Origin of the sequence: Desulfotruncus arcticus DSM 17038 (genome assembly GCF_900113335.1) — a bacterium.
In the GTDB taxonomy this organism is placed as follows: domain Bacteria; phylum Bacillota; class Desulfotomaculia; order Desulfotomaculales; family Desulfallaceae; genus Desulfotruncus; species Desulfotruncus arcticus.
The window spans coordinates 23,799-49,202 of sequence record NZ_FOOX01000024.1; the positions used below are offsets into that span (position 1 = coordinate 23,799).

General features: G+C 47.1%; 26 protein-coding genes and 1 tRNA gene. 19 read left to right on the forward strand and 8 right to left on the reverse strand.

The features are described 5' to 3' along the window. Entirely contained in the window at nucleotides 1–1,239 is a 1,239-nt protein-coding gene (locus tag BM056_RS23200) for a M28 family peptidase (protein ID WP_092475127.1), read from the reverse strand. Nucleotides 1,240–1,486: 247 nt separating this feature from the next. Further along, entirely contained in the window at nucleotides 1,487–1,831 is a 345-nt protein-coding gene (locus BM056_RS23205) for an SH3 domain-containing protein (protein ID WP_092475129.1), read from the reverse strand. 1,669 nt (nucleotides 1,832–3,500) lie between these two features. On the opposite strand from BM056_RS23205, the gene BM056_RS23210 reads away from it, so the two are divergent. From BM056_RS23210 to BM056_RS23225, 4 genes are all read left to right on the forward strand, one after another. Then, on the forward strand, nucleotides 3,501–3,953 hold the full coding sequence (locus BM056_RS23210; protein WP_092475132.1) for a sigma-70 family RNA polymerase sigma factor: 453 nt from the start codon (nucleotides 3,501–3,503) through the stop codon (nucleotides 3,951–3,953). Beyond that, on the forward strand, nucleotides 3,931–4,170 hold the full coding sequence (locus tag BM056_RS23215) for a helix-turn-helix domain-containing protein (protein WP_174550003.1): 240 nt from the start codon (nucleotides 3,931–3,933) through the stop codon (nucleotides 4,168–4,170). Before BM056_RS23210 ends, BM056_RS23215 begins: the two co-directional genes overlap by 23 nt. Nucleotides 4,171–4,722: 552 nt before the next feature. Further along, nucleotides 4,723–4,944 carry a helix-turn-helix domain-containing protein gene (locus BM056_RS27060; protein WP_274377588.1) on the forward strand — a complete coding sequence of 74 codons (222 nt, stop codon included), beginning with the start codon at nucleotides 4,723–4,725 and terminating at the stop codon, nucleotides 4,942–4,944. A gap of 103 nt (nucleotides 4,945–5,047) precedes the next feature. Next, the gene (locus BM056_RS23225; protein WP_092475140.1) at nucleotides 5,048–6,523 is read left to right on the forward strand and encodes a site-specific integrase; all 1,476 of its coding nucleotides are present in this window, start codon (nucleotides 5,048–5,050) and stop codon (nucleotides 6,521–6,523) included. 167 nt (nucleotides 6,524–6,690) lie between these two features. Here the strand turns inward: BM056_RS23225 and BM056_RS23230 are convergent. After that, nucleotides 6,691–6,776: transfer RNA gene (locus BM056_RS23230), tRNA-Leu, on the reverse strand. A gap of 656 nt (nucleotides 6,777–7,432) precedes the next feature. Between BM056_RS23230 and BM056_RS23235 the strand changes: the two genes are divergently transcribed. From BM056_RS23235 to ychF, 5 genes are all read left to right on the forward strand, one after another. Then, a complete protein-coding gene (locus BM056_RS23235) occupies nucleotides 7,433–8,062 on the forward strand; it encodes an RNA polymerase sigma factor (RefSeq protein WP_092475142.1) in 630 nt (209 codons plus the stop codon). Beyond that, complete coding sequence (locus tag BM056_RS23240) at nucleotides 8,043–9,338, forward strand: anti-sigma factor family protein (RefSeq protein WP_092475145.1); 1,296 nt, start codon at nucleotides 8,043–8,045, stop codon at nucleotides 9,336–9,338. Before BM056_RS23235 ends, BM056_RS23240 begins: the two co-directional genes overlap by 20 nt. Before the next feature lie 133 nt (nucleotides 9,339–9,471). Then, nucleotides 9,472–9,693 carry a NifU family protein gene (locus BM056_RS23245; protein ID WP_092475148.1) on the forward strand — a complete coding sequence of 74 codons (222 nt, stop codon included), beginning with the start codon at nucleotides 9,472–9,474 and terminating at the stop codon, nucleotides 9,691–9,693. Between the two features lie 81 nt (nucleotides 9,694–9,774). After that, nucleotides 9,775–10,626 carry a carbon-nitrogen hydrolase family protein gene (locus BM056_RS23250; protein WP_092475151.1) on the forward strand — a complete coding sequence of 284 codons (852 nt, stop codon included), beginning with the start codon at nucleotides 9,775–9,777 and terminating at the stop codon, nucleotides 10,624–10,626. Nucleotides 10,627–10,680: 54 nt separating this feature from the next. Continuing rightward, nucleotides 10,681–11,772 (forward strand): redox-regulated ATPase YchF, encoded by a 1,092-nt coding sequence (gene ychF, locus BM056_RS23255; RefSeq protein ID WP_092475293.1) that lies wholly within the window; start codon nucleotides 10,681–10,683, stop codon nucleotides 11,770–11,772. A 43-nt stretch (nucleotides 11,773–11,815) separates the two neighbouring features. Here the strand turns inward: ychF and BM056_RS23260 are convergent, their stop codons facing one another. The 4 genes from BM056_RS23260 to BM056_RS23275 form a co-directional block, all read right to left on the reverse strand. After that, nucleotides 11,816–13,405 (reverse strand): Eco57I restriction-modification methylase domain-containing protein, encoded by a 1,590-nt coding sequence (locus BM056_RS23260; RefSeq protein WP_165613683.1) that lies wholly within the window; start codon nucleotides 13,403–13,405, stop codon nucleotides 11,816–11,818. A 61-nt stretch (nucleotides 13,406–13,466) separates the two neighbouring features. Next, complete coding sequence (locus tag BM056_RS23265) at nucleotides 13,467–14,117, reverse strand: response regulator (protein ID WP_092475156.1); 651 nt, start codon at nucleotides 14,115–14,117, stop codon at nucleotides 13,467–13,469. 12 nt (nucleotides 14,118–14,129) lie between these two features. Beyond that, entirely contained in the window at nucleotides 14,130–15,287 is a 1,158-nt protein-coding gene (locus BM056_RS23270; protein WP_337833543.1) for a sensor histidine kinase, read from the reverse strand. Nucleotides 15,288–15,400: 113 nt separating this feature from the next. Next, nucleotides 15,401–16,057 (reverse strand): L,D-transpeptidase family protein, encoded by a 657-nt coding sequence (locus BM056_RS23275; RefSeq protein ID WP_092475162.1) that lies wholly within the window; start codon nucleotides 16,055–16,057, stop codon nucleotides 15,401–15,403. Nucleotides 16,058–16,158: 101 nt separating this feature from the next. On the opposite strand from BM056_RS23275, the gene hflX reads away from it, so the two are divergent. The 3 genes from hflX (at nucleotide 16,159) to BM056_RS23290 (ending at nucleotide 18,077) form a co-directional block, all read left to right on the forward strand. Beyond that, complete coding sequence (gene hflX, locus BM056_RS23280) at nucleotides 16,159–17,436, forward strand: GTPase HflX (protein WP_092475165.1); 1,278 nt, start codon at nucleotides 16,159–16,161, stop codon at nucleotides 17,434–17,436. Between the two features lie 109 nt (nucleotides 17,437–17,545). Further along, a complete protein-coding gene (locus BM056_RS23285; RefSeq protein ID WP_092475169.1) occupies nucleotides 17,546–17,770 on the forward strand; it encodes a hypothetical protein in 225 nt (74 codons plus the stop codon). Nucleotides 17,771–17,813: 43 nt separating this feature from the next. Continuing rightward, entirely contained in the window at nucleotides 17,814–18,077 is a 264-nt protein-coding gene (locus BM056_RS23290) for a spore coat protein (RefSeq protein WP_092475172.1), read from the forward strand. 2 nt (nucleotides 18,078–18,079) lie between these two features. Here the strand turns inward: BM056_RS23290 and BM056_RS23295 are convergent, their stop codons facing one another. After that, complete coding sequence (locus BM056_RS23295) at nucleotides 18,080–19,228, reverse strand: NAD(P)/FAD-dependent oxidoreductase (RefSeq protein ID WP_165613684.1); 1,149 nt, start codon at nucleotides 19,226–19,228, stop codon at nucleotides 18,080–18,082. A gap of 223 nt (nucleotides 19,229–19,451) precedes the next feature. Here BM056_RS23295 and BM056_RS23300 point away from each other — a divergent pair, with 223 nt between their 5' ends. The 7 genes from BM056_RS23300 to BM056_RS23330 all read left to right on the forward strand — a co-directional run bounded on the left by BM056_RS23300 (nucleotide 19,452) and on the right by BM056_RS23330 (nucleotide 25,271). Continuing rightward, nucleotides 19,452–21,089, forward strand: a complete 1,638-nt coding sequence (locus BM056_RS23300) for a DAK2 domain-containing protein (protein WP_238456628.1) — start codon at nucleotides 19,452–19,454, stop codon at nucleotides 21,087–21,089. 246 nt (nucleotides 21,090–21,335) lie between these two features. Continuing rightward, complete coding sequence (locus tag BM056_RS23305; protein ID WP_092475180.1) at nucleotides 21,336–22,193, forward strand: DegV family protein; 858 nt, start codon at nucleotides 21,336–21,338, stop codon at nucleotides 22,191–22,193. A gap of 21 nt (nucleotides 22,194–22,214) precedes the next feature. Beyond that, a complete protein-coding gene (locus tag BM056_RS23310) occupies nucleotides 22,215–22,526 on the forward strand; it encodes a LysO family transporter (protein ID WP_092475183.1) in 312 nt (103 codons plus the stop codon). Continuing rightward, the gene (locus BM056_RS23315) at nucleotides 22,523–23,119 is read left to right on the forward strand and encodes a LysO family transporter (protein ID WP_092475185.1); all 597 of its coding nucleotides are present in this window, start codon (nucleotides 22,523–22,525) and stop codon (nucleotides 23,117–23,119) included. The genes BM056_RS23310 and BM056_RS23315 overlap by 4 nt, the downstream gene beginning before the upstream one ends. 127 nt (nucleotides 23,120–23,246) lie before the next feature. Beyond that, nucleotides 23,247–23,567: a DUF6941 family protein gene (locus BM056_RS27815; protein WP_435050981.1), complete on the forward strand. Its 321-nt coding sequence runs from the start codon at nucleotides 23,247–23,249 to the stop codon at nucleotides 23,565–23,567. A gap of 7 nt (nucleotides 23,568–23,574) precedes the next feature. After that, a complete protein-coding gene (locus BM056_RS23325; RefSeq protein ID WP_092475296.1) occupies nucleotides 23,575–24,495 on the forward strand; it encodes an ABC transporter ATP-binding protein in 921 nt (306 codons plus the stop codon). Next, entirely contained in the window at nucleotides 24,492–25,271 is a 780-nt protein-coding gene (locus BM056_RS23330) for an ABC transporter permease (protein WP_092475190.1), read from the forward strand. Before BM056_RS23325 ends, BM056_RS23330 begins: the two co-directional genes overlap by 4 nt. Nucleotides 25,272–25,404: the final 133 nt, after the last annotated feature.

A 25,404-nucleotide genomic window follows, 5' to 3' on the forward strand; every position in this document is an offset into this window, starting at 1 on the left:
TCACTTCTCGCGGCACATGGTATTCAGCAGGACCTTGGCAACAATGTCGGCTGCGGTTTTTAATTTGGCTTTGTCTATGCGGGCAATATCGTCCGGCAATTCTTGTCCGGTTCCTACCATAACTGGATATTGCGCAATGGTCAGGGCCGGAATTTCTGCTTTCACAAAAGAATAATAATCGCTCATGCCACCTCTGTCAATCTGCATATCATAATCCGCGAACAGCTTGCAAGCTGCATTTTCTTTGCCATTGCTGGTCCCTAAAGTGGCCGGGTTGGGACCTTCTTCGCCGATGCAGTCCAGGTTTATAGCGGCGATTATACACCGGCGCTCATCTCCGCTTAAGCTGTTTACATAGTAGCGGGACCCATACAAGTAATTCTCTTCTCCCCCAAATAACAAGAAACGTACTTCTACATTGCTGGGAAAGTTGGCTGTTTTACGCGCTACTTCCATGAGCACCGCTACTCCGGAGGCATTGTCTATAGCGCCGGTTGTGTGGACGGTGGTATCATAGTGGGCGCTTACGATGATGACATCCTTAGCGTCCGGGATAGCAGGTTTTTTGACCGCGATCAAGTTTTGACTGGTCCCATCCGGCTGGCCAATATTAAAGTCCCAAAATTTTCCTTCTACAAAAGGAGTGTTTTTGAGCTTAACGTTCTGCACGATATAAGGAAACTCCTGGATTCTGGTTTGATAGCCGTAGGATTCTAACTTTGACTTTAAATCCGCGCAGGCCGCTTTTTCTTCTTGCGAACCGATGGGTCTGATGGTACGGGTTAGCTTTTCTATAGTCTGCATCATGCTGTTTTCGTCTGTGGACAAGGAATCTATATCGTCTTGACTTATAGGAGCCTTCTTATTGGCAGGCTCTGCAGCAACCGTTGAAAGGATCGCTTCATTTTTGCTTTCATCCGCAGGTAAGGAATTCATGTAATCCGGACTTGCGGAAGATGTCTTAACCAAAGCGGTTGTATGCGGTGCGTTTTCTTTTGGCGCAACTGGCTGCGGGATAGGAGATGTACTTTTATTTGCATCCGCCCTCTCGTTTTCATCTGTGGGTAAAGAATTTATGCCATTCGACTTTACAGCAAGGGTACTATCCGAAGTGACCGCATCAGCACCGGGGGCGAATTCATTATTCCGGTTGAGATGGCCACACCCGGCCGTCATGAATGCCAGAAGTGTTAACATTACGATATATTGCAGAAATCTGAATTTAACAGTTGTTATCATGATTAATTACAAAAACCCTTTCCTAATACTGTAAATTAAGTTATTTTAACATTATATTGTCTAATAAACATACTGCAATTCATTCCCCATAACCTTGTAATATGAATTTTGATAAGCTATTGGAGAATGAATTGCAATAATTGACAGGCAGGAACAGACTTTACGTATCAGCTAACGGCACTTGTTTGGGGCTGAGTTTTTAAGACGGGCAGAAACACAAAATTAAGACAGCCCATTTAAGGTCTGTTTAGTATTCCTGAATTTTACTATCTAGTATATATCCCTCGGTAGAACCAATATAAACAGGGGTCCAACCATTGCCGTAGTCTGTCAATTCAGAATTATACCATACTGTGTCGCCGGCATAGACCGTTCTTAATATGGAATAGCTGGTACCGGGGCCGCTTCGAATATAAGTTGTTCCTGTAACATGATAATGAATGCTTTCAATACTTTGGGGTGCTGACACGCCGTTGGCTGCAGCTTTATCAACCGGAGCAACTCCAGCCATGGCCAATGATGCTGTCCCCAATAGCATGGTTAAACTTAATACAAATATTGCAATTTTACTTTTAACCGATTTTTTTAACATACAATTCACTCCCTTAATATACTTTGGTTTTCTTGCAATTACTGCGTTTTTCTTAGATTTTCACTTTTTGTTCAGATAGCCAATCTCTTGTTATTTACACCAATGTGTAATATTGGATGGCGGTGCATATACCGCGTGTCTTTGTATCATGGCCAGTGGGATTCCACATCGTCTCCCGGCAGCAAACCTCCATTTAATTTATTAGTACCGGTTATCAGTAAAGTTTTGGTTGCTACTTCACACCCTCATAAGCATCAACTCCTATCTCAATTTTTAAATATATTAACGGATTGCTCCGTCAATCGCAGTATTGCTTAACTTTCGTGATTTTTTCCGGTGCTATCCAAAACTCACCTAGTAGTAAAAGGATTAGCAAACTGCAATCATAGGCATCGCCTTCCTACTTTTTTACGAGGCAAGGAAGAAATATTTTCCTCTATATAGAACATTCCGTTGATTGGTTAAAATCACATATTTTTTAAAAAATTTTGGAAAGAAAAAATAGGGCAGGAATGTCGGCTGGTACTAAAACATGAAAATCAAATAAATATCTATGTTTAATCGGGATTTCCCAGTCGTGGTATCGGCTGAGACTTTTCTGCTCTCAGGAAAAGGCCTGACTCTGATTAATGATATTTCCATTTCTCTCTCTTTATGGGGTATAGTGCCTCCTTTCCCCTGATCACTACCCAACAGAGGTCTAAGTAATCTTCAGTTCCTCCTGTTGCTGATGGCGGCAATCAGGGAGTCCTTATTCAAGCCGCCAATCTTAAAAGCAGTATCAACCTTTTTAAAATACCGATTCACAAATAAAAGATTGGCGTGCATAGGCCTTCTCTACCGTGGCTTTACAAAAACATTTAAAAAAATTTTAAATAAACGGGTGTGTTTTCATCAGAGAAATGGAATGTAATAAGCAGAGGAAAAAATTTCATGTTTAGACTGCATTGTGTAAGCGGGGGATTCGCCAGATATGGAGGAGCAAAAAATTTTTATAGAATCGCAGGAAAGTGATTAAATTGAGTATTAAAAATCTTAATCCACCATATCGTATAGAAATCTCTATGGGTAATGCTGCTACATCTACTTCTTCGTACCCCCCGGCTACCAAGTGATTCTTTATAAATACGGTATGGTGTTTCAAAGGATTCCTAACCTTCTATAAATTAGTTTGCTATAAGAACCAAGTATAATCTTTTTCAATGAATACAAAAAGAAATATTTTTAGGTAGCATTCACGCCCGGCATAAGGTTGATCTGTTTCAGCGGTTTGAATAAAGAATCAAAGCCGCCGTTTTCCTTTTTAAAAATAGGATAGCGGAGGGTTTATTAAGTTTACCCTTCTTTAAAGAACGCGGTGGCATTAGGAGGTTGCCGCCGTGTTGCTTGTTTTCTCTCGACATCATTTGATGACATTTGACTATTTAAAAAAAGCTTAATTCGTAGAGGGCCTTATTGCGTCCAACAAGGTATCTGCACACATTACATAATAAGACGTCTAAACTTTTCTGCCCGATTGGATATTGTCCAATCGGGCTTTTTTGTGCCTTTTTGCCAAGCGTCATTGGAAAAACGCAACAAACAGCCCTTGCCGGTTGGGATAAAGAGTGAAAGGGAAATAGGGACAAGTTTAACTCCCTCCATTTGGAACAGGAAGGAGGTGAACTCTATGGAGCGATCTTCTTCCAATAACAAGGGAAAAACTGTCCAGCATCAGTTTGACAGCTTTTGCAGGAAAGTCCTGAAAGGCGAAGCCAGCAATTATCGCAAAGCACTTGCCCGGCGCTGGCGGTACGAAGTGACCTTTTCCGAGCTGTCAGAGAAGGAGTTGAACCAGCTTTATGCTATGGATGAATATGCGACTGATTATTACTTGTTCCAGGTAATGGGCTACGATGTCGAGGTCAAGGACGCGTTGATAGGTGAAGCGTTGGAAGCGCTGCCCGAGAAAAAGCGCAAAATTATCCTGCTGTCTTATTTCATGGACATGTCGGATGCGGAAATTGGGGAGCTGATGAACCTTGTGCGCACCACAATCTACCGTCATAGGACAAGCTCACTGCAACAAATCAAAAAGTATATGGAGGGAAAAGCCGATGATGAAAACAAATCCGAGCCATAAAAATCTGCTGCCTTTTCCCGTCATTGCGGCAGCGGCAGGCGGCAACATCGAAGCGATTGATGCCGTGCTGAAACACTACGGGGGATATATTGCCACGTTGTCCATTAGGCAGCTTTACGACGAAAACGGTAATCCCCATCTGTGTGTAGACCCTGAATTGCGCCGCAGACTGGAAACCAAGCTCATTACTAAGCTCCTTACATTCAAGGTGGCTTAAGCCTTGCCCGTACGGGAATGTGTCCCCTTTCCACCTTCCCGATGCGGGCTTTTCATGTTGTTGCCGGCCTATAAAAGTCCATTGGTTGACAATGAGCTTTTACAGGCTGACAAACGCCTTTCGCTCTTTAACAAAGAAAGCGTGCTAACCACGCGCAGCATAGGGCAAATCGGATACTTTCGGTCCATGCCGAGCCGGACGGCGGGTGCGCCACGACTTCCCAAAGGGAACGAGCGATCACCACCAGGCCGCAAAATGAGCGTGGCAGCTTGTGGGGCGACGATGCATGGGCCGGTATAATGATACTTCCGTCCAGCCACAGTCCGAGCGTTAAAAGCGTCGCAGGCAATGGGGGCGGCCCGCCGACAGGGGGGAGGTGAAAGTCCTATGAGGACGGTGAGCCGCCGTCCGCCGATAAGCCCATGAAACGATAGAACCGGAACAGAAATGCGGGTCAGGGGTGCGCACCTTGGTGCGAGCTGTATGCGTACCCAATCATGGGCGCGCCCCTGTTTTCTGCATTTTTATTTTAAGCTGAGAGGAGCTGATACCTTGCTCAAAAGCAATGAAGCATATAAGCTGATTTTTCGGGAATACCCGGATGTGGTCGATGTGGAGCAAATGTGTGAAATGCTGGGCGGTATCAGCGCAAAAACCGCATACCGCCTTTTGCGGCAAAATCAGATCAAGCACTTTAAGATAGGCCGGACGTACAAAATCCCCAAGCTTCATATTTTCGAATACCTGGCGGTCGCGCAGGAATCCGATGCGTAAAACATCGTTCGCACCTTTGCAAGATTTTTGGGAGCCTGCTACACTAAACCCGTCAATGGTAGGTGAATATGGACTGTTACTGATTTAAAGGAGGCAAGAATTTATGGTAACAGGACACCTGCGAGAAAAAAACGGCTATTTCCAGATGATCCTCACCTACAAGGATATGAACGGAAAGCGCCAGACCAAGTCCGTCAGTACGGGGCTTCCCGTCAAGGGGAATAAAAAGCGCGCTGAAGCGCTACTTTGGAAAACCAGGCAAGAGTTTAATCCCGACACGGGGATGAGTTGCAAAAACGCTTTGTTTGCCGACTTCCTGAAAAAATGGCTGCAGGACGTTATCAACAGAGTGGACGCCGATACCTACGCCCTTTACACGTACGACGCCAAAGCCTTCATCATCCCTTACTTTAAGGATACCGCCGTTACGGTGGCGAAAATAAAGCCGGGGGACATCGAAGGCTACTATCAGTACGAGAGAACGGAAAAAAACGCCTTGAACACCGCCCTGCTCCAATATCACGAGGTCATCAAGGAAGCCTTGGCCTACGCCGTGGAGCTTGAGCTGATCCGGGACAATCCGGCTGACAAGGTAAACCCGATCTCCGGCGAGGTGCGGATACTGTTTACCGACTTCCTGCTGGAATGGCTGGAGATGATCAAGCACAATGTGGAAATGACCACCTACGCCTCTTACGCTATGTGCATCAAGAGCTGCATTATTCCTTACTTTAAGGAATTCAGGCTTACATTGAAGGATGTTACGCCGAAGCACATCCAGGACTATTATCAGTACGAGCTGAACGAGAAAGGCGTAAGCGCCTGCACGGTGATCCACCGCCACGCCAACATTCGCAAGGCGTTGCAGTACGCTTACAAGGTGGGCTTGATCGCCTTTAACCCCGCCGACCGAATCGAGCGGCCCAAAACCGCAAAATTCGTGGGCAGCATTTACGACGCCGGGGAACTGGAAGCCCTGTTTACCGTTGTAAAAAACAAGCCGATAGAGCTGGCCGTTATCTTAGGCGCGTTTTACGGACTGCGCCGCAGCGAGATCGTGGGGCTGAAATGGGACGCCATTGATTTCGGAAAAAAGACGCTGACCATCAAGCACACCGTAACCGAGTCAAGGGTGGACGGGAAAGCCGTCATCGTGGAAAAGGACCGCGCCAAAACCAAGTCCAGTCACCGCACCCTGCCGCTGGTAGAGCCCTTTGAAAAGCTTCTCCGGCAGATGAAGGCGGAGCAGGAGCGCAATCAAAAGGTATGCGGGAAAGACTATTGCCGGGAATATCTTGGCTACATCTACGTGAATGAGCTGGGAGAACGGATCAAGCCGGGCTATATCACCCAGAATTTCGCGCTCACCCTGAAAAACCACGGCTTGAAGAAAATCCGTTTCCACGACCTGCGGCATAGCTGCGCCAGTTTGTTGTACGCCAACGGCGTCAGCCTGAAGGAGATCCAGGAGTGGTTGGGGCACAGTGATATTTCCACCACCTCAAATATTTACACCCACCTGGATTTCAGTTCGAAGGTTGCCTCGGCCAACGCCATCATTGGCGTATATCCCTCCTGACATCCCTCCAAAACGGCGGAATGACAGGTAAAAAGAGAGCTGAGAGCATTGCAAATATGCGCAAAATGGTTCGTGTGACGGTATGAAGGGCGGCAAACGATAGGTGCCGCCAGAAAAGAAAAAAGCCCTCAAATCCGCTTGTATCGCGGTTCAAGAGCGATTGTTTCTGGTGCCGATGGCCGGAGTCGAACCGGCATGGAGGTTATCCAACGGTTTTTGAGACCGCCGCGTCTGCCAATTCCGCCACATCGGCAAGTTTATTTCAATTTCCCTCTCCATAAATCCGCCTTTGGAATTTGGAGGGATATGGTGGAGGGATATTAAAAATCACAGAGGCTATTCAATTATCAAGAACCCAGCAATCACGCTGGTTTGGGAGCCGCCGACCGGTCGAAAAGGGGCTTTCGCACAGTAGATTTTGAGTGCGGTGCGTCTGCCAATTCCGCCACATCGGCAAATTTATTTCAATTTCCCTCTCCCGAATCCGCTTTTGGAATTTGGAGGGATATGGTGGAGGGATATGAAAAACCATAGAGACTATTTGATTGTCAAGAACCCAGCAACCACGCGGGTTTGGGAACCGCCGACCGGTCGAAAAGGGCTTTTCACGCATTGGTTTTTGAGTCGTGTGCGTCTGCCAGTTCCGCCACTTCGGCATTTTATTATATTTTCAACGTCCGCATATCAGATTGTAACATACTCAAAACTACATTGTCAACGACATAGTTATAGCAAGGTTTTTTCATTTTTGAAGCTAAATGTCAAATATTCATTAGTTAAGTAAATCACAGCTTTGGAAAACTGCCTATAAACCCTGCATTATTGAAGGGTGCTGAAACCTTTTGTCGAATTATATTAATCAGGGTATTAAGTTGCCCTGGTCTTTTTTTGACTGGAGTTGAAAACACATTGAGCCTTTCAGACGAAACACTGGTTCAAAAAAGTAAAAAAGGTGATTTAAATGCTTTTAATGAGCTGGTGCTTCGCTATGAGGGCAAAGTGTTTAGTATTGCCTACAGGTTTATGGGCAATCATGCTGATGCCAGCGATCTTGCCCAGGAAACTTTTATTCGCCTGTACCAATCTCTTGCCAGCTTTAGAGGTGATTCTTCTTTTTCCACCTGGCTATATCGAATTACCGCCAACGCCTGCCGGGATGAATTAAGGAAACACCAGAGAAGGCGAAGCATATCCATGGATGAAATGATTGCCGCTTCGCCGGCTAACGTTCCGGTTGCGGACAACGCTTATTCACCTGAAGATGCGGTTCAGCGCAATGAGGTGCAGCGACAGGTGCAGGAGTGCTTAAATGAACTCTCCGATGACCACAGGCTAATCCTGGTAATGCGCGAAATCCAGGGCTTTAGTTATGATGAAATAGCGGAAGTCCTGCAGTGCTCACTGGGGACGGTAAAATCACGCATTAGCCGGGCCAGAAATGCTTTAAAGGAAAGGTTAAAACGGAAAGGGGAACTTTTATCGACGGAAAGTCGTCTGACAGAAAAAGGGGGGAAGAAAAGTGCGTTGCCAGGACATTAGAGAACAGTTATCTGCATATATTGATGGCATGCTTGATTCTTCCCTGGAAGCGCGGGTTAAACTGCATATTGCTTCCTGTGAGGACTGCAGGCTTGAATATGAAGACCTCATGACGGCTGTCGAATTACTAAAGAGTTTACCCGAGATAACACCACCGCCCGATTTTAATCTGAAACTGCAAGCAAAGTTATCTAATTTGAACCCCCGGGTAGAAGTTCCCGGCAAGATTGGCCTGTTGGGCAGGCTGGTTCGGGGGAAATGGTCCGGCCCGCTGGCTGCCGCGGCGGTAATTTGCTTAACCGTAGGTGTAACTGCATTATGGTATGATCAGCAGCATGGGGATATGTTCAACCCTGTTGTTCAAAATCAAATTGTTGACGATTCCGGTAGAACTCGTCATTCTGATGATGCTAAAACTGGGTCGGGGTCGCATAATCAGGCAGTTGAATCTGATAATTTATCTAACAATTCAAAGAAAAAAACTGAGGTTGTTGATTCAAATCCTCATGAGCGGGTTGCTGTACCAGAGGCAAATCAGGGACAACAGCAACAAATTTATGCAGGTGCCCCAAGCGGACAGATTAAACAGCAGGATGAAAAATCTACCGGCGCAGCTGATTTGCAAAGTTTTGGTTCCGCCGATATTCAAGTAGGCTCCAAGTCTGGAATCGCTGCTGAGCAGACACAACCGCCGGTCGGGGTAATGAGGCAAAAAGATGCGCCTGCAGTTGATGACCGGCCAGCTGTACCTGGCATAAAGGCTGCACCTGATATAAAGAATACTCCTGACCTTAAAGATACGTCTGATTTAACAGAGGCTCCTAATTTCAGCATGATGAAAGCCAGCCCTATGAAAGAAGCTGATGTACCACACATGGCCCGGGAGTATAGAGCAACGTGGGAGCCCGGGGATGATGCCACCGCCTTTATTAGTGATATGGCGGTAAAGTATGATGGGATTATTGAATACGAGCCGCATGAGGCAGGCCAGCACTGGGTGTTGTGGTTACCCGGCGCTAATGTGACAGCTTTTCTAGGTGAACTGAGTAAGTCAGGCAGTTTGGAGGTTAAGACCGAAGACAGAGATTTAACAGGTAAGTATCAGCAAATTGAAAATAAAATTAACGAACTTAAAGAGCGCGAGCAGTGGTTGCTTCAAAACAACAATACAAAAGAGCTGGCCACATTAGAACAGCAAATTCAGCAGCAATCACAAGCGCTGGCCGAAATAAATAAAGAAACGTCAATGTCTATGATCATACTGACGGTTAAATGAGTCCCGTTTCGGGACTTTTCTATTGCACTGTTGCTAAATTAAAGTTAAAATAGGAATAGTTGCGGTTTGGCTTAACACATATCATTAATATGTTAATGCCATAATAGATAAAGAAAGGAGGTAAGATAACAAAATGCGTGAAAAAGTGCAAGCTGCTTTAGATAAAGTGCGCCCGGCGTTACAGCGTGATGGCGGTGATGTTGAGCTTGTGGAAGTTACTCCTGACGGTGTGGTTAAGGTCAGGCTAAAGGGTGCCTGTGGAGGTTGCCCGATGTCCACGATGACTTTAAAACAGGGTATTGAGAGAACAATCAAACAAGCCGTTCCCGAGATTAAAGAAGTAGTACAAGCATAATTAAGACCCCTGCACTGGCAGGGGTTTTCTATTAATATTGTTTATTCGGGGTAATTTTAATTGCGGAGGGGGCTATCAATAATGGTTAGGAAATTTAAGCTGGCAATTTGCCAGAGTAATGCTGCCGGTGATAAGACGTCGAATATCCGTCATGCGGATGAAATGGTGCGGCAGGCAGCATCGCAGGGGGCCGAGGTGGTAATGCTGCCGGAAATGTTTAATTGCCCATACCGGACAGAACTTTTTCCAGCCTACGCTGAGAGCTACCCGAACGGAGAAACAATCCAAATGTTGTCCGGCACTGCTAAAGCTGCCGGGATAGTTTTGGTGGGCGGCTCGATTCCTGAAATAGACGGTGATACCGTATATAACACTTCTTTTATTTTTGGTCCCCAGGGTGAATTGCTGGGCCGCCACAGAAAGGTGCATCTTTTTGACGTAGACTTACCCGACCTTAAAGTCAGGGAATCCAGTACCCTGGGACCGGGCAATAATTTAACTGTTGTCAACGCTGGTTTTTGCAAGCTGGGGATAATCATTTGTTTTGATGTTCGTTTTCCGGAAATCGCCCGGTTACTGGCCATGGAAGGGATACAGGCGCTGATGATCCCCGCGGCTTTTAATACAGTTACCGGCCCGGCGCACTGGGAACTTTCCATGCGCATGCGGGCAGTAGATAACCAGATCTACGTTGCCGCGGCGTCACCGGCTCGGGACGAAAAGGCCGGGTACGTTGCTTACGGCCATTCTATGGTGGTGGATCCCTGGGGTGAAGTACTGGTTGAAGCTGGTTTAGGCAGTGAAATTATTATGGCTGAAATTGACCCGGTTAAAATGGAAGAGGTGCGGGGACGCTTGCCGCTGCTGGCCCAGCGGCGAACAGATTTGTATTCATTGGAATGGAAAAAGGAGGACGGGAATGAAAACAATTGAAGTACCTTGCATTTCTCCCGTCAAAGGAATAAAATTTCGTTTGAGGTGAGAAATGTGCTGACTGCTGGAATTATTGGCCTGCCCATGGTAGGTAAGACAACCATATTTAATCTTGTCACAGAATCGGGGCTGGAAACCTCCAATTATCTGACGGGTAAAACGGAGATTAACGTGGAAATGGCGGAGGTGCCGGATACCCGGATTGATTTCCTGTCCGGTTTATATAAGCCGAAAAAAACTATCTACGCTCAAATTCAATTCAGCGATGTGCCGGGTTTGGTGAGGGGCGCCAGTGAGGGTAAAGGGGTAGGAAACAAGTTCTTGGACGGAATTCGTAATGCCGACCTGCTGGTGCAGGTAGTGAGGGCTTTTTCCAATAAAGACGTTCCCCATGTCGACGGTGATATTGATCCGGTAAGGGATATTGAAACCGTTAACCTCGAACTGCTGCTTGCAGATATGGACCTGGTTGAAAAGAGAATTAAACGGATTGAGGAAGGTAAAAAGATAAAAAAAGAACAGGCTGATGAACTGGCGGTGCTGCGTAAATGCCTGGAAGCGTTGGAAAATGAAATAACCGTGCATCAAGCGGGACTATCCGAGGCTGAAAAATCTTTGCTTGTTAACTACAGTTTCCTCACGGACAAACCTGTGATTATGGTGGTTAATATTGATGAAGAACAGTTGCGCAGCGGTAGTTATCCCGGGTCGGACAAGGTCCGGGAATTTGCGTCGGGGCGCGGCATCAAGCTGCTGGAAATAAGCGGCCAGATTGAAATGGAAATTGCCCAGCTGCCTGAAGAGGACAAAGAAGTGTTTATGGAAGACCTCGGCCTTAAAGAGTCCGGTATCAGCCGTCTGGCCCGGGCAACTTACGAGACGCTTGGCCTGATATCTTTCTTTACCGTTGGCGAGGACGAGGTAAGAGCCTGGACCATTTCCGAGGGGCTAAATGCCAGGAGTGCCGCGGGTAAGATCCATTCCGACCTGGAGCGGGGTTTTATCAGGGCCGAAGTTGTAGCATATGAGGACCTGAAGGAAAATGGCAGTATGGTCAAAGCCAAAGAAAAAGGTTTGGTGAGGTTGGAAGGAAAGGAATACATAGTTAAGGACGGAGATATTTTAAACATTAGGTTTAATGTTTGATTTATTTTGAAGTTGAAACTGCATGGAGTTTTATCCCTTCGCTTTATTTTTTTTTGCGTTTATTATGAGGCTTTCGCCAGTGCTGCAAAGTCGCAATTCCATTCTTGATCAGTTCTATTTGGCCCGGGGTTAGCCCGAGACAATTTTGCAACAGGAATTGATCTCCCGCCTGGTAGGCTTTAGCTGTCTGTTCTGCTTTAAGACAAAAGTCAATTTTTTTTAGGAAGGCGTGCTTTCCTTTACCTGGGGATATTGCCGGAAATAGAAGGTTATTCACTTCGCCTGGTATCAATACCAGGACTCCGCCGCCCAGGGAATGAATATTAAGCTCAATAGATAAAAGTACAAGGCTGTTATACCACCTGCAGGCGAAATCTTCAGGATTAGTGGCGGGATCTTTTAAAAAACCGCAGAGCAGGCTGTTGGAAGCGGCAAAACCAGCACTGTTTAATACCAATATTGGGGTCTCAGAAAAAACCGTTAAAATTACGTCGGGTATTTCAATGCCCGGTGTTAAATACCAGGGATGGCGGGCCTTGCATTTATACCTGTTGTTGATGCCTGTTTTTTCGCCAAATTTAATATAGCTGCGATCCTCGGCCGTGATAGCAACCGGATAATACAGGCTGGTTTCGGAAACAGGGTCACTTAAAAACAGTCCTCGGCCACGAAGTTGTCTTGAATTTTTAACGGTATTGATCAAGTTTAAGGGCGGAAGTCCATACTTCTTTTTAATATCTCTGTCGGGGTGAAAAAAGTGCTTATCCCCGGTTACGTAGCCGATTTTAAATTTGCAGATTGCTTGCAGCGGTACGGTGGTCCCGTAGCAAGCAAGATCGCTGAGCAGGTGGCGCAAATCCGGTTCCAGCAATGACTTTACAAAAGGTTTTTGTCTGTGGTAAATGGTTTCCAAAGGGATTGCAGCCAGACGATATGGGACATTGTTTAATAAGTCGTGGTGGGTAAGGTAAACCCGGTGCTGAACAAAATCGGTTGTTTTAGTGTAATTTTCCGCCAGCAGTAATACCGTTTCCTCTTCAATACCGGGGAAAAGGTCTTCATGTGTTCTGATAACTGTTATATGTTCAAAGGAACGGCTAAAAAATTCCCATAAAGGAATGGCGTATTTTACATGAGTTATTTCAAAAGGCAGTACTAAAGCCAGGCGCCCTCCGGGCTTTAGAAAGGAACAGGCGTGAACTGTAAAAGGCATCCACAAACTGCCGTCCCGTGTCATTTTAACACCTGCTGCTTCGGTGCGGGCTATGGCCAGCCGGGCGGAAGAAATGTCAAGATGGCGCAGCCTGACGTAAGGCGGGTTGCCGATTACCGTATCTATTGGAAAACAGCTTTCAACAGATAAAAAGTCCGCGTTAACAAAGTTTTCAGGATTGATGCTTTGGTTAGATAAAAAATTTTGATAAGTTTCTTGATGTACTTCAACAGCAAAAAGGTTCTGTTTGCTACCCCCCAATTCCTCAAGTCTTTCCAGCGCGGCATCAATAAAGGCCCCGTTGCCGAAGGAGGGTTCCAATACGGTGTCTGTAGCTTTGCGTATCGCCCATCTGGCTAGATAACGCGCTATATTTAAACGGGTATAATATGCTCCCCGTGCTCTGGCGTCAGAAGACAAAGAGATCTCCCCTTTGGTAAAAAATAAAAAACCCCTCCCGTAATAATACAGGGACGGGGTATTATATTTCAACCATGCCTTCCTTTATTGCCATTAAAGCTGCCTGGGTGCGGTCGGTTACATTGAGTTTTTGAAAAATATTCGTCAGATGGTTTTTGACAGTCTTTTCGCTGATGTAAAGCTTTCCGGCAATTGTTTTGTTGGAATCACCGTTCGCCACCAGCGTCAATACTTCCATTTCCCTTTCTGTAAGTCCCCAGGGTCTTGCTTCCTGTGGCTTTGTTGATAACTTGTTAATCTGGCTAAAAATTTTAGCCGTTAAGGACGGGGAGATAAACGATTTACCATCGGCCACCTGCGCTATAGTATTAATTAACTGATCCGGGCTAACGTCTTTGAGCAGATAGGCGGCAACTCCATGGTGAATCATTTCGAATATGTATTCTTCCTGGTCATGAATGGTTAGCGCAATGACCCCGGTACCGGGAAATTCCTGTTTAATAATTTTACAAACTTCCATCCCCGTTAAATCAGGCAGGTTAATATCAAGCAGTACAATGTCCGGGCGGTAACTGCGGCATAATTCTATTGCTTGTTTGCCGTTGCATGCCTCCGCGATAACCTTAAATCTTTTTTCCAGAGATACTATTTTGGTTATTCCTTCCCTGACAAGGGCATGGTCATCAACAATTAGTATCGATATTGGCTTCAAGCAACTCACCCCTTACTTAATACGTAGGTCAAAAACGGGAATTGTGAGGGTAATTAGTGTTCCTTTGCCCGGCCCACTAATTATTTTATATTCGCCCTTTAATATCTGAACCCTCTCACGCATATTAATCAGACCATAACATTCCCGTCCTGAATGATGTTCAAGGTTGTCGGGGGTAAAACCAATGCCATCGTCTTTAATTAAAATTGCAACCTTATCATCAAGCTGCTCCATTTTAACCAGAACGTTCTTGGCTTTGGCATGTTTGCGGACGTTGTTAAGAGCTTCCTGCACCACCCTAAACAGGGCTACCTCGGTGGCAGGGTTAAGGCGCGCCTGCTTACCGAAAAAAACAAATTCTATGTTTTGCTTGTGCTGGTTCCTATAATCCTCCACGTATCGATTAAGAGCGGGGACCAGTCCAAGGTCGTCCAATACCATGGGCCGAAGGTCAAATATGATTTTGCGTACGTCTTGCAGGCTTTGTCGCACCAGTTCCTGTAATCGCATTAATTCTGTTTTAACATTTTGCGGTTCAACTTCCATTAGCTTTAGAATGTATTCCGCACGCATTACGATATTAGCCAGCAATTGGGCCGGTCCATCGTGAATCTCCCGGGCCACTCGTTTACGTTCTTCTTCCTGGGCCCGGATGATATTAATCCCCAGTTGCTGAATTTGCATTAGCTCGCCTATTCTTGTCGATAGGCTTTCCATATGCTTGCTGAGGTATTGCGACACTACTCCGAGATGCGACATGATATTTTCAGCTTTTTTTTGCATATCCAGTATGCTGCGGAGGTTTCTTTCCAGGTTATCCCGTTTATACCTTAACAAATGTTCCTGGCCTTGTAGCCCGGCAACCTCAAGTTGTAACTTTTGTGCTCTTTCATAAGCCCGTTTGATATCCGCTTCCGTGTAGCGGTTGAAGTCCTTGCTGACCTCCATCAGGTGGAGGCGGGCCCGTTTTTCTCTGGCATAAAGTTTATCTACCCGGTCAATTAGTTGTATTATTGTCTTTCTAACGTCTTCCAGTTCATCTTTAACCCTGGCGTGCTCAGTTCTGGTATTTTCCGCAATATCATAAACCTGTTCCTGAGATTCTTGGATATAAAGCAGTATTTCGTTAATGATTTTGTCAAGTAACGCTGCGTTTAACAATGTTTTCACCTGCCAGTTGGATACGAAACGGGTGAATATTTATTCGCTGTTGGCAACAGTCTATCCTGCTGAAAATGTAGAAAGTTTATCAATACCCGGGAAGATTGCAGCAATACCGGATATTATTGCTGCTGGGTCAGTTCTTTTAAAATACTTTCAGCTGTAAAATTAATGATCATATTGCTCATGTCTATTATGCTGCTTTGAAGCAGGGCTTGATCGGCCGCCTCGCCCGCTATTTGAAGTGGCTGGTTAACCTGTGGTTTTTCAGCGGCAGCAGGCTTTTCAGCGACTGTCGGAGGCTCGTCCGGTTGCTGCACCTCCCAGGCGGGCTTCATATTAGGATTGTTAATAACCTTAACCGGTGTTCCCAGCGGGGTATGATCAAACAGCCAGGTCACATCGTTGTTGTGCATTCGGATACACCCCGCCGACGCGTAGGTGCCGATGGAGGCAGGGTTATTGGTTCCATGAATGCCGTAAACCCCGCCGCCGCCGACGCTTAAACCCAGCCAACGGTAACCAAGCGGGTTGCTGGGACTTCCGCCGGGGATATTAAGGCGGTAATAAGCGGGATTGACTAATTTAATAACAATACTGAATTGTCCTTCGGGAGTAAGTGCGGGAGTTTTTCCCGTGGCTACAGGGAAAACTTTAAAAACGGTGTCATTGCTGTTAAAGTAGAGCTTGTTAGTGGCTTTGTTAATAATTATTTCAGTCTTTGCGGCAGCCGGCCCGACGAGGATGAAGAATATGGCCAGGCACAGAATAACTGTGATATAATTTTTTTTTTACCACCTTGACGCCTCCTAATTAAACTGCTTTTATATAACTACGGTGTGAGTATTGATTTGATGATTTTTTTTGGTTAGCAGGGGGAATGGATTTGCCGGATATTAAACAGGAAGAGGAAAAAGCTATCCTGGTGGCGTTGGAACTGCCGGGAATGAAGAGTGACGAGGTGGAGGAATCGTTAAATGAGCTTTCCGGCCTGGCGCAGACAGCCGGGGCTGAAGTAGTGGATATGTATGTTCAGCGGCGTAACCGCCCCGACCCGGCCACTTTCCTTGGCCGGGGCAAGGTGGCGGAATTGGCCGGGGTGGCCGGGGCAACCGGTGCCGATATTTTAATTTGTGACCGTGAGCTGCAGCCCGCCCAGCAGCGTAATCTGGAACAGGAACTGGGAATCAGAGTTATTGACCGTACCCAGTTGATCCTGGATATTTTTGCCTGCCGGGCTCAAACAAAGGAAGGAAAACTGCAAGTTGAACTGGCCCAGCTTCAGTACATGCTGCCGCGGCTGACCGGCCTGGGCACCCAGTTATCCCGCCTGGGCGGGGGAATTGGCACCCGGGGGCCCGGTGAAACCAAACTGGAAGTAGACAGGCGCAGAATTAGAAAGAGGATTTCTGATTTAAAGAAGGAAATTGAAGAGGTGCGGCGGCACCGGGAATTGCTGCGCCGGGGGCGCAAGCAGGTGCCTCTGCCGATGGTGGCATTAGTGGGCTATACCAACGCTGGCAAATCAACCCTGCTTAATATCCTGACCGGGGCTGAAGTACTGGCGGAAGATAAACTGTTTGCCACTTTGGACCCTACCGTTCGCGGCATGAGGTTGCCTGACGGCGACAGGGTATTGCTGGCCGACACGGTGGGCTTTATTCAAAACCTGCCGCATCACCTGGTTGCCGCTTTTAGAGCTACCCTGGAGGAAGTTGTGGAGGCAGATGTGATCATTCACGTTGTAGATATCAGTCACCCCCGGGCGGCAAGTCAAATGCAGGCCGTGGAAGCAGTTTTGGAATCACTGGAGGTGGCCGGCAAGCCGCGTTTAACAGTTTATAACAAGGCGGATCGCCTGACAGGCGGACTGCCTGAGGACCTGTCCGGCCAGGATGTGGCGGATGCTGAAGGGGTTATGGTTTCCGCTCTGCAGGGAACCGGCTTGAACCAGTTGGCTCAGCAGCTGTCAGTGCTTTTACGGAAAAATAGAATTAAGAAAACCTTTTATATACCCTACCATAAAAGCAATCTTATGCACTTGATCCATGAAAACGGAAAGGTGCTGCAGGCGAAACATGATCCTGACGGTGTTGAGGTTCTGGCGGAGATGGGGGTTGTATGGGCGCAGCGTTTGGAAAGTAAATTAAAAGGTTAAGCCAAAAGCCCCTCTAATAGGGGCTTTTGAATTTATTTTTCTATTGAATTACATAAAATAGTTTGGCTGGTAAAAAATAAGAGCAAATCTTGCGCGGGAGGTAAATTCGATGTATGCTGGGCGGTTGACATGCGCCGAGAGACTGGCGATAGAGTCCCAACTGCGGGCTGAGAGGACTTGTGCCAAAAAAGTTCAGATTTACATGAGTGTCAGCCAGGATTCCGCTGTTCAGGCCATACTGCAGCAGATGGCTGAAAAGGGACAGCGTCATATCAGCATACTCAACAACATGCTGCATGACGCAGAGTCCTATTCAGATATACTACAACACTAAATAAGTTGATAAGAAAATATAATTTTTATATGGGGGTTTAGCCATGCAGTTTAATGATCAGGACATCCTGACCGACCTTTTGCAAAACATTAAAGCAATCTCTGTTGATTATCACAACGCTGTTCTGGAATCAGCCAATGATAATGTGCGCAATACCCTGATTCAGTTAAATAATGAGGAGATCAACCTGCAGCGCCAGGTTTTTAATCTTATGCGGGACCGGAATTGGCATCAAATTAATGCTGCGGATACATCTAACCAATCCAAAATTGGCGCTGAAGTTGATCACCACCAGCTGCCTTATTAAGTTCAAAACACCACAGTTTCTTCCTGTCGGGCATCGCTAAACCGTTGGGGTGAAAGTGGGGCCGGGTCAACAGGCGGGTCAATGCCCAGGATCAGACAGGCCGCGATTAACCCTACAGCCGGCGCGTGCATAAATCCGTTTCCGCCAAACCCGCCGATGCAATAAAAGCCCTGCACTTCTGTTTCGCCTAAAATGCCCAGCCCGTCGGGTGTTAACGATCTGACCCCGGTATACATACCGGTTATTTCGGCGTCTTCAAGCACAGGTATGCGCTGCGTTGCCGCCTCTATGAATGCAAACAAGCCGGATCTGTCCACCACCGGATCCAAACCCGGAGAGGTTTGTCTGTCCGTGCCGCCCAGCAGCAGGATGCCGTTTCTTTCAGCATGTAGATAAAACCCGGTATCCAGGTCGACGATTAGTGGAATATTCGAAGGGATCTGCCGCATCGGGGTGCAAACGTGAACCTGTCTGCGGAATGGGGCAGCCGGGAGATCAATTCCGGCCAGTCTTGCCACCAGGTGCAGGTGCGGGCCTGCTGCATTAACCACCACCGGTGCCCATGTTTCAAAGCCGTTGGCTCTAACTCCTTCGATTCGGCCGTTTTGGATAATTAAAGAGTTTACTTCGGTGTTGCAAATTACTTTAACCCCCAGCCGGTGGCACTGCCGGTAATAACCTTCCATTACCCCGTAGGGGTCAGCGTAAGCGTCAAGCCGGCAGTAGCTGCCGCCTGTCAGGTCTTCTGTTTGTACGAATGGATAGCGTTCGGCAATTTCTCCGGGTGCAACAATCTCCGAAGGTACTTCAAGGCGATCCATTGTTGTTTTCATTTCTAACAGGGATGCAAACTTAGCGCTATCACTGGTAACAAAAAGATAGCCCCTTTTGCGAAAATAAACGGGATATTCCATATTGGCAGTAAACCGTTGAAAAAAAGGGTAGCTGATTTTGGATAAAACAATGTTTAAAGGGTGGGCAAACTGATGTCTTATACCGCCTGTGCACTGGGCAGTTGATCCGGCACCGTGGAATTTTTCCTTTTCCAAAAGCACAATCTTTAAATTGGGGTTTTTGGCAGCCAGATTATAGGCTGTGCTCAGTCCGGCAACACCGGCTCCGATAATGATCACGTCTGCAATAACAGCCAAGATGATACCTCCTCTATTCTCCCCGTAAAAATATGTTAATCTATAAAGGTGCAATTGTATAAATGAAGAATTATATTTAGGAGTCAGAATTCAGGAGTCAGAATTATTTGATGCAAAATTTAAGGTCGAAAAAAAATATATAAGGAATGCAAAGAAATTCCTTCTGAATTCTAATATCGTACTGGAGGTATTTTACCTGCGCTCATAGTTAATTACAAGGGGGATGCTGTTATTGTACATATATTCTTTTGACGGAGAACAGCTGAAATATATGCTGGTAGGTGGGGTAAACCTGCTGGCGGAAAATAAAGCGGAAATTGATGCGCTGAATGTTTTTCCGGTACCGGATGGAGACACCGGAACAAATATGTATTTAACTATGCTCTCCGGAGTTAAGGCGGCAAAACAGGTGGACAGCAATAGGATCGGCGATGTGGTTGCAGCGCTTGCCAAAGGCTGTTTGTTGGGTGCCAGGGGCAACTCGGGGGTAATACTTTCCCAAATTTTCAGTGGATTTGCCGGGGCGCTGAAAGGCTTGGACAGCGCCGGAGCGCAGAATATCGCCCGGGCGTTCCGCAGTGGCGCCGATGCCGCGTACCGGGCTGTAGGCAACCCGGTGGAAGGGACGATACTTACGGTAAGCCGAAAAACCGCTGATGCCTTTGAGCGGGCCGCTGCCAGGAGCAGTGACCCGGTGAGAGCGCTGTTGCTTGCCTCCCGCGCTGCCAGGCATGCCCTTGATGAGACACCCGCTTTGCTGCCTGTATTAAAGGAAGCAGGGGTTGTTGATGCCGGTGGCAAGGGCTTTCTGGTCATTCTGGAAGGAATTATCCGGGCATTAAAAGATGCTGCCGCCCAAAGAAATATTGAACTGTTTGATTTAGCTGCCACCCAGCAAAAAGAATTTGCCGGGACCAGGGCCAGGGAATTCAGCGCGGAAATTGAGTTTACTTACTGCACTGAATTTATTTTAATGGGCCGTAATATACCCCACGATACTCTGCGCCAGGAACTGGCGCCTTATGGAGATTGTCTGCTGGTGGTGGGAGACGACCGGATAGCCAAGGTTCATATCCATTCCAATCATCCAGGACTGGTTTTGGAATGCTGCCTTAAATACGGCAATCTTAATTCAGTACAGGTTAGCAATATGGAAGAACAAAACCAGGACTTTAAAAAATCCGTGGTTAAAACAGCTGCAGCCAAGCCTCTGGGGGTTATGGCGGTAGGTGTCGGTGAAGGTATTGCCACCATTCTGGAAAGTATGGGGGTGGATGTAGTAGTTGAAGGCGGTCAAACCATGAACCCTGCAACGGAAGATCTGCTTAAAGCTGCCGAGAAAGTAAACGCGGCTGCAATAATAATTCTGCCCAATAATAAGAATATTCTCATGTCAGCCCGCCAGGCGGCGGAATTAATTGAAAAGGACGCAGTTGTGGTTCCAACGATTAGTATTCCACAGGCTTTTGCCGCCATGCTGGCTTATAACCCGGGTGACACTCTGGCCGGGAATAAGACTAAAATGGAGCAGGCCCTGGCCGAAGTTAAGACCGGCGAGGTGACCAAGGCTGTTCGGGACACAGTAATCGACGGCATGACCATTGCGACGGGTGATTTTATCGGGGTGGCCGATGACGTTATGACAGTGGCAGGCCCCAGCTTAACCAGGGTTGTTAATACACTGATAAAGAAGATGCTTGACGAGGATTCCAGCCTGGTTACCCTTTATTATGGGTCAGCGATGACCGGAGGGGAATCCAGGGAAATAGTAAACCAGCTTCAGGATATTTTTCCTGATATAGATTTTGAGATACATTACGGGGGCCAGCCCTTGTATCATTTTCTGATTTCCGTTGAGTGAACTCGTTCAGCTAAAGCTGAACATCGGGGCTTCAGATGGGGATTCCACCCCACCTGAAGTAAAAATAGGAACTCCCACTTATAGAAGTGGGAGTCTTGGAATCAGATAAAAAGCAGGTAACCACTCAGGATTTAGGAGCCAGAAGTCATAATGATCCGAATGAGTAAACGTTTTTTGTCTTGTAGATATTCTGACTCCTGACTCCTGACTCCTGAATACTTAATGTTTTAAGGTAGGTGTTTGATAATGAGTAAAGTGCACATTGTTACCGACAGCACGGCTGATCTTCCTAAACAATTGGTTGATCAATATGACATATCCGTGGTGCCTTTAAAAGTTTTTTTTGGTTCAGAGTGTTTTTTGGACGGCGTTGAGTTAAACTCCAGTGATTTTTTTACCCGTTTGGCCCGGAGCAAAGAATTGCCGACTACATCCCAGCCGTCACCCGCCGAGTTTACTGATTTTTACCGTACCTGGGTTGATAATGCTGCGGATATAGTCTCTATTCATATTTCCGCCCATATGAGCGGTACTATGCAGTCGGCGCAGCTGGCCAAAAAGATGCTGGATTATGAAGGTCTGGAAGTCGTGGATTCCCAGTCAGTCAGCATCGTGCTGGGAATGATGGTTCTCGCGGCGGCCCGTGCGGCGGCGGCAGGCTTATCCCGGGAAGAGATTATGACCCTGCTGCGGAACATTATGTCCAACCACCGGGTATATTTTATGGTTGATACTCTGGAATATCTTCAGCGAGGCGGACGGATCGGCCGGGCGCAAGCTTTCCTGGGCACGGTGCTGAATGTAAAACCGGTGCTGACCATACGCGAGGGGTTGATTCACCCCCATGAAAAGATCAGGGGCAGAAAGAAAGCAATTAACCGGCTGGTTCAACTAATGAGTGAAAGCTACGGCGACAGCCCGCTATTTTGTTTTTTAACCCACGGCAATGATTTAGAGGGGCTTCAGGCGTTGCAGGATCTGGTTAAAAGCAAATTAAATTGCGTTGAAATTATGGATAACCGGCTGGGTTCCGTTGTTGGCACCCATGTTGGTCCGGGTTTACTGGGCCTTGCCGTTTGCCCTTACAAATATGTTAACTTCTAAATTGATGGAGAGAAATAGATTATGGCATTAATATTTATCAGCCTGTTGGCAGGTATTCTTATCGGCTATCTTCGTCCTCTTTCCCCCGGAGGAACCAAAGTAACCCATGCTTTCACCATGCTGGGGTTAATTATTTTGCTGGCTTCAATGGGGGCACAATTGGGCAGCAATAAGAAAATCCTGGGCGAGCTTGGACAGATAGGCCTGGAGGCTGTTATTTTGGCCGGCTGCAGTGTAGCGGGCAGTATTTTGCTGGTTTATCTCGCCCGCAATTACATTTATCGCGACCTTGAACGAAAATTATCTCGCTGGCAGAGGGGGGAACATAATTGACGTATATTGTTGTTGGCGCTATTTTAGCCGGCGCTTTATTGGGTTACTGGGTACTCCCGGCCGATATGTTGGGCTACCTGGACAGTACCACTTCACTGGCTCTTTGCATTATGCTGGTGGGAGTGGGAATTGACCTCGGCAGCCAGCGGCAAACCTGGCTGCGTCTGCGGGCTTTGGGGTGGAAGGTATTGCTTGTTCCCGCCCTTGTTGCGGTAGGAAGCCTGGCCGGGGCGGTGGCCGGCGGTACTATGCTGGGTATGCCGTTTAACGAAGCTTCAGCAATCGGGGCGGGGTTTGGCTGGTATAGCCTGTCCGGTGTACTGATAGCTAAAATATACAGCGTGGAAACCGGTGCGCTGGCATTTTTAACCAACGTAAGCAGGGAATTGATTGCTTTTATGCTTATTCCTGTGCTGGCGGCCAAATTAGGTCATCTTGTTGCTGTTTCACCCGGGGGGGCCACTACTATGGACACCACCCTGCCATTAATTGCTAAAACCACCGATGCTGACACTACCGTTATTGCCGTCGTGAACGGGACTATTCTGTCTTCAATGGTTCCATTCCTGGTCCCGGTTCTAATTCATTTATAACTATTCAGGAGTCAGGAGACAGGAGTCAGAAGTCAGAAGTCAGAATAATGGTGGTGATCCTATAAAGCCGGTTCTTTGTACTTTTGTCATCTGTGATCAGGTTACGTCCAAACAAGGAAAATTTTCACTGGAAGGGGTATTTTATCGCGTCCACCCGTTCTTTTACCCGGTCAAACACAAATGCTTCCTGGTGGTGGGGTGGTGCGGCACACAGGGGACCTACCGGTTCGGGCTTAGGCTCCTGGCTCCGGGAGGCCGGGTAACACTGGAAATAAACGACTTTCAATTCTCCATCAGCAGATCTAGCCCTTATCATAACACTATTATCAATGCCGAATTGCTTCTGCCGGAAGAGGGAATATATAATTTTGAGATTTTTTTGGAGGGCGAGCCGGCGGGCCGTTTCCCGCTGCATGTAATAACAGCGCCCGCCAGGATTAAACAGTGAGATGATCATGGATAATGTAATTGAGGTACGTGATTTAATTAAAAAGTACAACGGGTTCACCGCAGTGGCGGGAATTAACTTTCAAGTGCGCCGGGGTGAATGCTTCGGTATATTGGGGCCCAACGGGGCAGGTAAATCGTCAACGGTTAAAATGATTTACTGTTTTTCACCTGTTACTGCGGGAGAGATTTCTGTATTAGGTATGGATGTGCTCAGCCGGCCCAGGGAGATTAAAGCACGCCTGGGAGTTGTAGCCCAGGAAAATAATCTTGACCCTGACCTGACGGCGTTGCAAAATCTGGTTAGCTATGCCGGTTTTTATCGGATTCCCTCAGCTGAAGCCCGGGAAAGGGCTATGGAGTTGCTGGGGTTTTTTGATTTGGAGAAATGGGCTAATCACAAAGTTGATGATCTGAGCGGAGGTATGAAAAGGAAGCTGACTATAGCCAGAGGATTAATTAACAGGCCGGAGGTACTGATTTTAGACGAGCCCACAACCGGCCTTGACCCGCAGGCCAGGCACGTGGTATGGCAGCAGATGAACAGCCTGCGGGAGCGTGGTGTAACTTTGCTGCTGACTACTCATTATCTGGATGAGGCTCAGCATTTATGCGACCGGCTGATTATTATGCACCGGGGTGCAATTGTTGAGGAAGGGTCGCCGGGTGATTTGGTGGCACAGCATATCGGGGATGAAGTTGTGGAAGTGGTAAAAGGCGCCGGTGCCGCAGCTGAAATTGTGTCCCGGTTAAAAGATTTGATCAAAGGGCATCTGGTTGTGGGGGATAATCTGTATTTATATCCCCTTGACGGGCGTGAACTGGTAAACGAACTGGGACAACTGGGGGTGGGGCGGTTATACCTGAGGCCGGCCACATTGGAAGATGTTTTTTTGAAATTAACAGGCAGGGGGCTCACCGAAGAATGATTCAGCCCGTCTTTCCGGATATATCCGCACTGGTTTGGCAGGTCTTTAAACGCAATTTCACCGTATACCGCCGCACCTGGATGGTCAGCATGTCCTTTAATTTTGTAGAGCCGCTGCTTTACCTGGCGGCTATGGGCATTGGTTTGGGGAGCTATGTCCGTCCGATGGAGGGGGTGCCCTATCTTAATTTTATTGCTCCCGGTCTTACTGTAACCTCGGCGATGTTTGCAGCAGCTTACGAGTGCACGTACGGCAGCTTTGTCAGGATGGAATTTCAAAAGACCTATAACGCAATTATTGCCACTCCTGCCAGTGCTGATGACGTAGTGCTGGGGGACATGCTCTGGGGAAGCTTTAAATCACTGCTGTACGGAACGGTGATATTAGTGGTTATATCGGTGCTGGGTCTGGTGCGGTCCCCCTGGGCACTGCTGGTGCCCCCGGTATTCCTGCTGGCGGGCCTAACCTTTGCGGCTATGTCAATGGTTTGGGTTGGTTTGGTGCCCAGTATAGATAGTTTTAATTACTATTTTTCACTGGTGGTAACCCCGTTGTTTTTGCTGTCCGGAGTGTTTTTCCCGGTGGATGACCTGGCCCCGGGGATGCGTGTGGTTGCCTGGTTCAGTCCTTTATATCACTCGGTGAGGGTGGCCAGAGGAATGATCAACGGCAACGTTGGAACGTACATTTTGGCAGATATAATCTGGCTTGCTGTCCTAGCGCTGCTGTTGGTGCCCCTGGCCCTGTATTTAATGCGCAGGCTATTGATCAAGTAAGGTCTATCCTGAAAAAGTTCAATCTATACTATAAAGGAAAGGGACGCACCTCCTCTTTAGAAGAGAAAAATGGATGACGGGGTTAATAAATCCATAAGAAATGTGCAAAATATGGATATGGCTTTTATTTTTG

Coding starts and splice junctions, on each gene's coding strand:
- hflX (WP_092475165.1), top strand. CDS start 16,159: ATGGATTTGCCGGATATTAAACAGGAAGAGGAAAAAGCTATCCTGGTG.
- BM056_RS23305 (WP_092475180.1), top strand. CDS start 21,336: ATGAGTAAAGTGCACATTGTTACCGACAGCACGGCTGATCTTCCTAAA.
- BM056_RS23325 (WP_092475296.1), top strand. CDS start 23,575: ATGGATAATGTAATTGAGGTACGTGATTTAATTAAAAAGTACAACGGG.
- BM056_RS23205 (WP_092475129.1), bottom strand. CDS start 1,831: ATGTTAAAAAAATCGGTTAAAAGTAAAATTGCAATATTTGTATTAAGT.
- BM056_RS23300 (WP_238456628.1), top strand. CDS start 19,452: ATGCTGTTATTGTACATATATTCTTTTGACGGAGAACAGCTGAAATAT.
- BM056_RS23250 (WP_092475151.1), top strand. CDS start 9,775: ATGGTTAGGAAATTTAAGCTGGCAATTTGCCAGAGTAATGCTGCCGGT.
- BM056_RS23225 (WP_092475140.1), top strand. CDS start 5,048: ATGGTAACAGGACACCTGCGAGAAAAAAACGGCTATTTCCAGATGATC.
- BM056_RS23285 (WP_092475169.1), top strand. CDS start 17,546: ATGTATGCTGGGCGGTTGACATGCGCCGAGAGACTGGCGATAGAGTCC.
- BM056_RS23330 (WP_092475190.1), top strand. CDS start 24,492: ATGATTCAGCCCGTCTTTCCGGATATATCCGCACTGGTTTGGCAGGTC.
- BM056_RS23245 (WP_092475148.1), top strand. CDS start 9,472: ATGCGTGAAAAAGTGCAAGCTGCTTTAGATAAAGTGCGCCCGGCGTTA.
- BM056_RS23215 (WP_174550003.1), top strand. CDS start 3,931: ATGAAAACAAATCCGAGCCATAAAAATCTGCTGCCTTTTCCCGTCATT.
- BM056_RS23200 (WP_092475127.1), bottom strand. CDS start 1,239: ATGATAACAACTGTTAAATTCAGATTTCTGCAATATATCGTAATGTTA.
- BM056_RS23290 (WP_092475172.1), top strand. CDS start 17,814: ATGCAGTTTAATGATCAGGACATCCTGACCGACCTTTTGCAAAACATT.
- BM056_RS23310 (WP_092475183.1), top strand. CDS start 22,215: ATGGCATTAATATTTATCAGCCTGTTGGCAGGTATTCTTATCGGCTAT.
- BM056_RS23210 (WP_092475132.1), top strand. CDS start 3,501: ATGGAGCGATCTTCTTCCAATAACAAGGGAAAAACTGTCCAGCATCAG.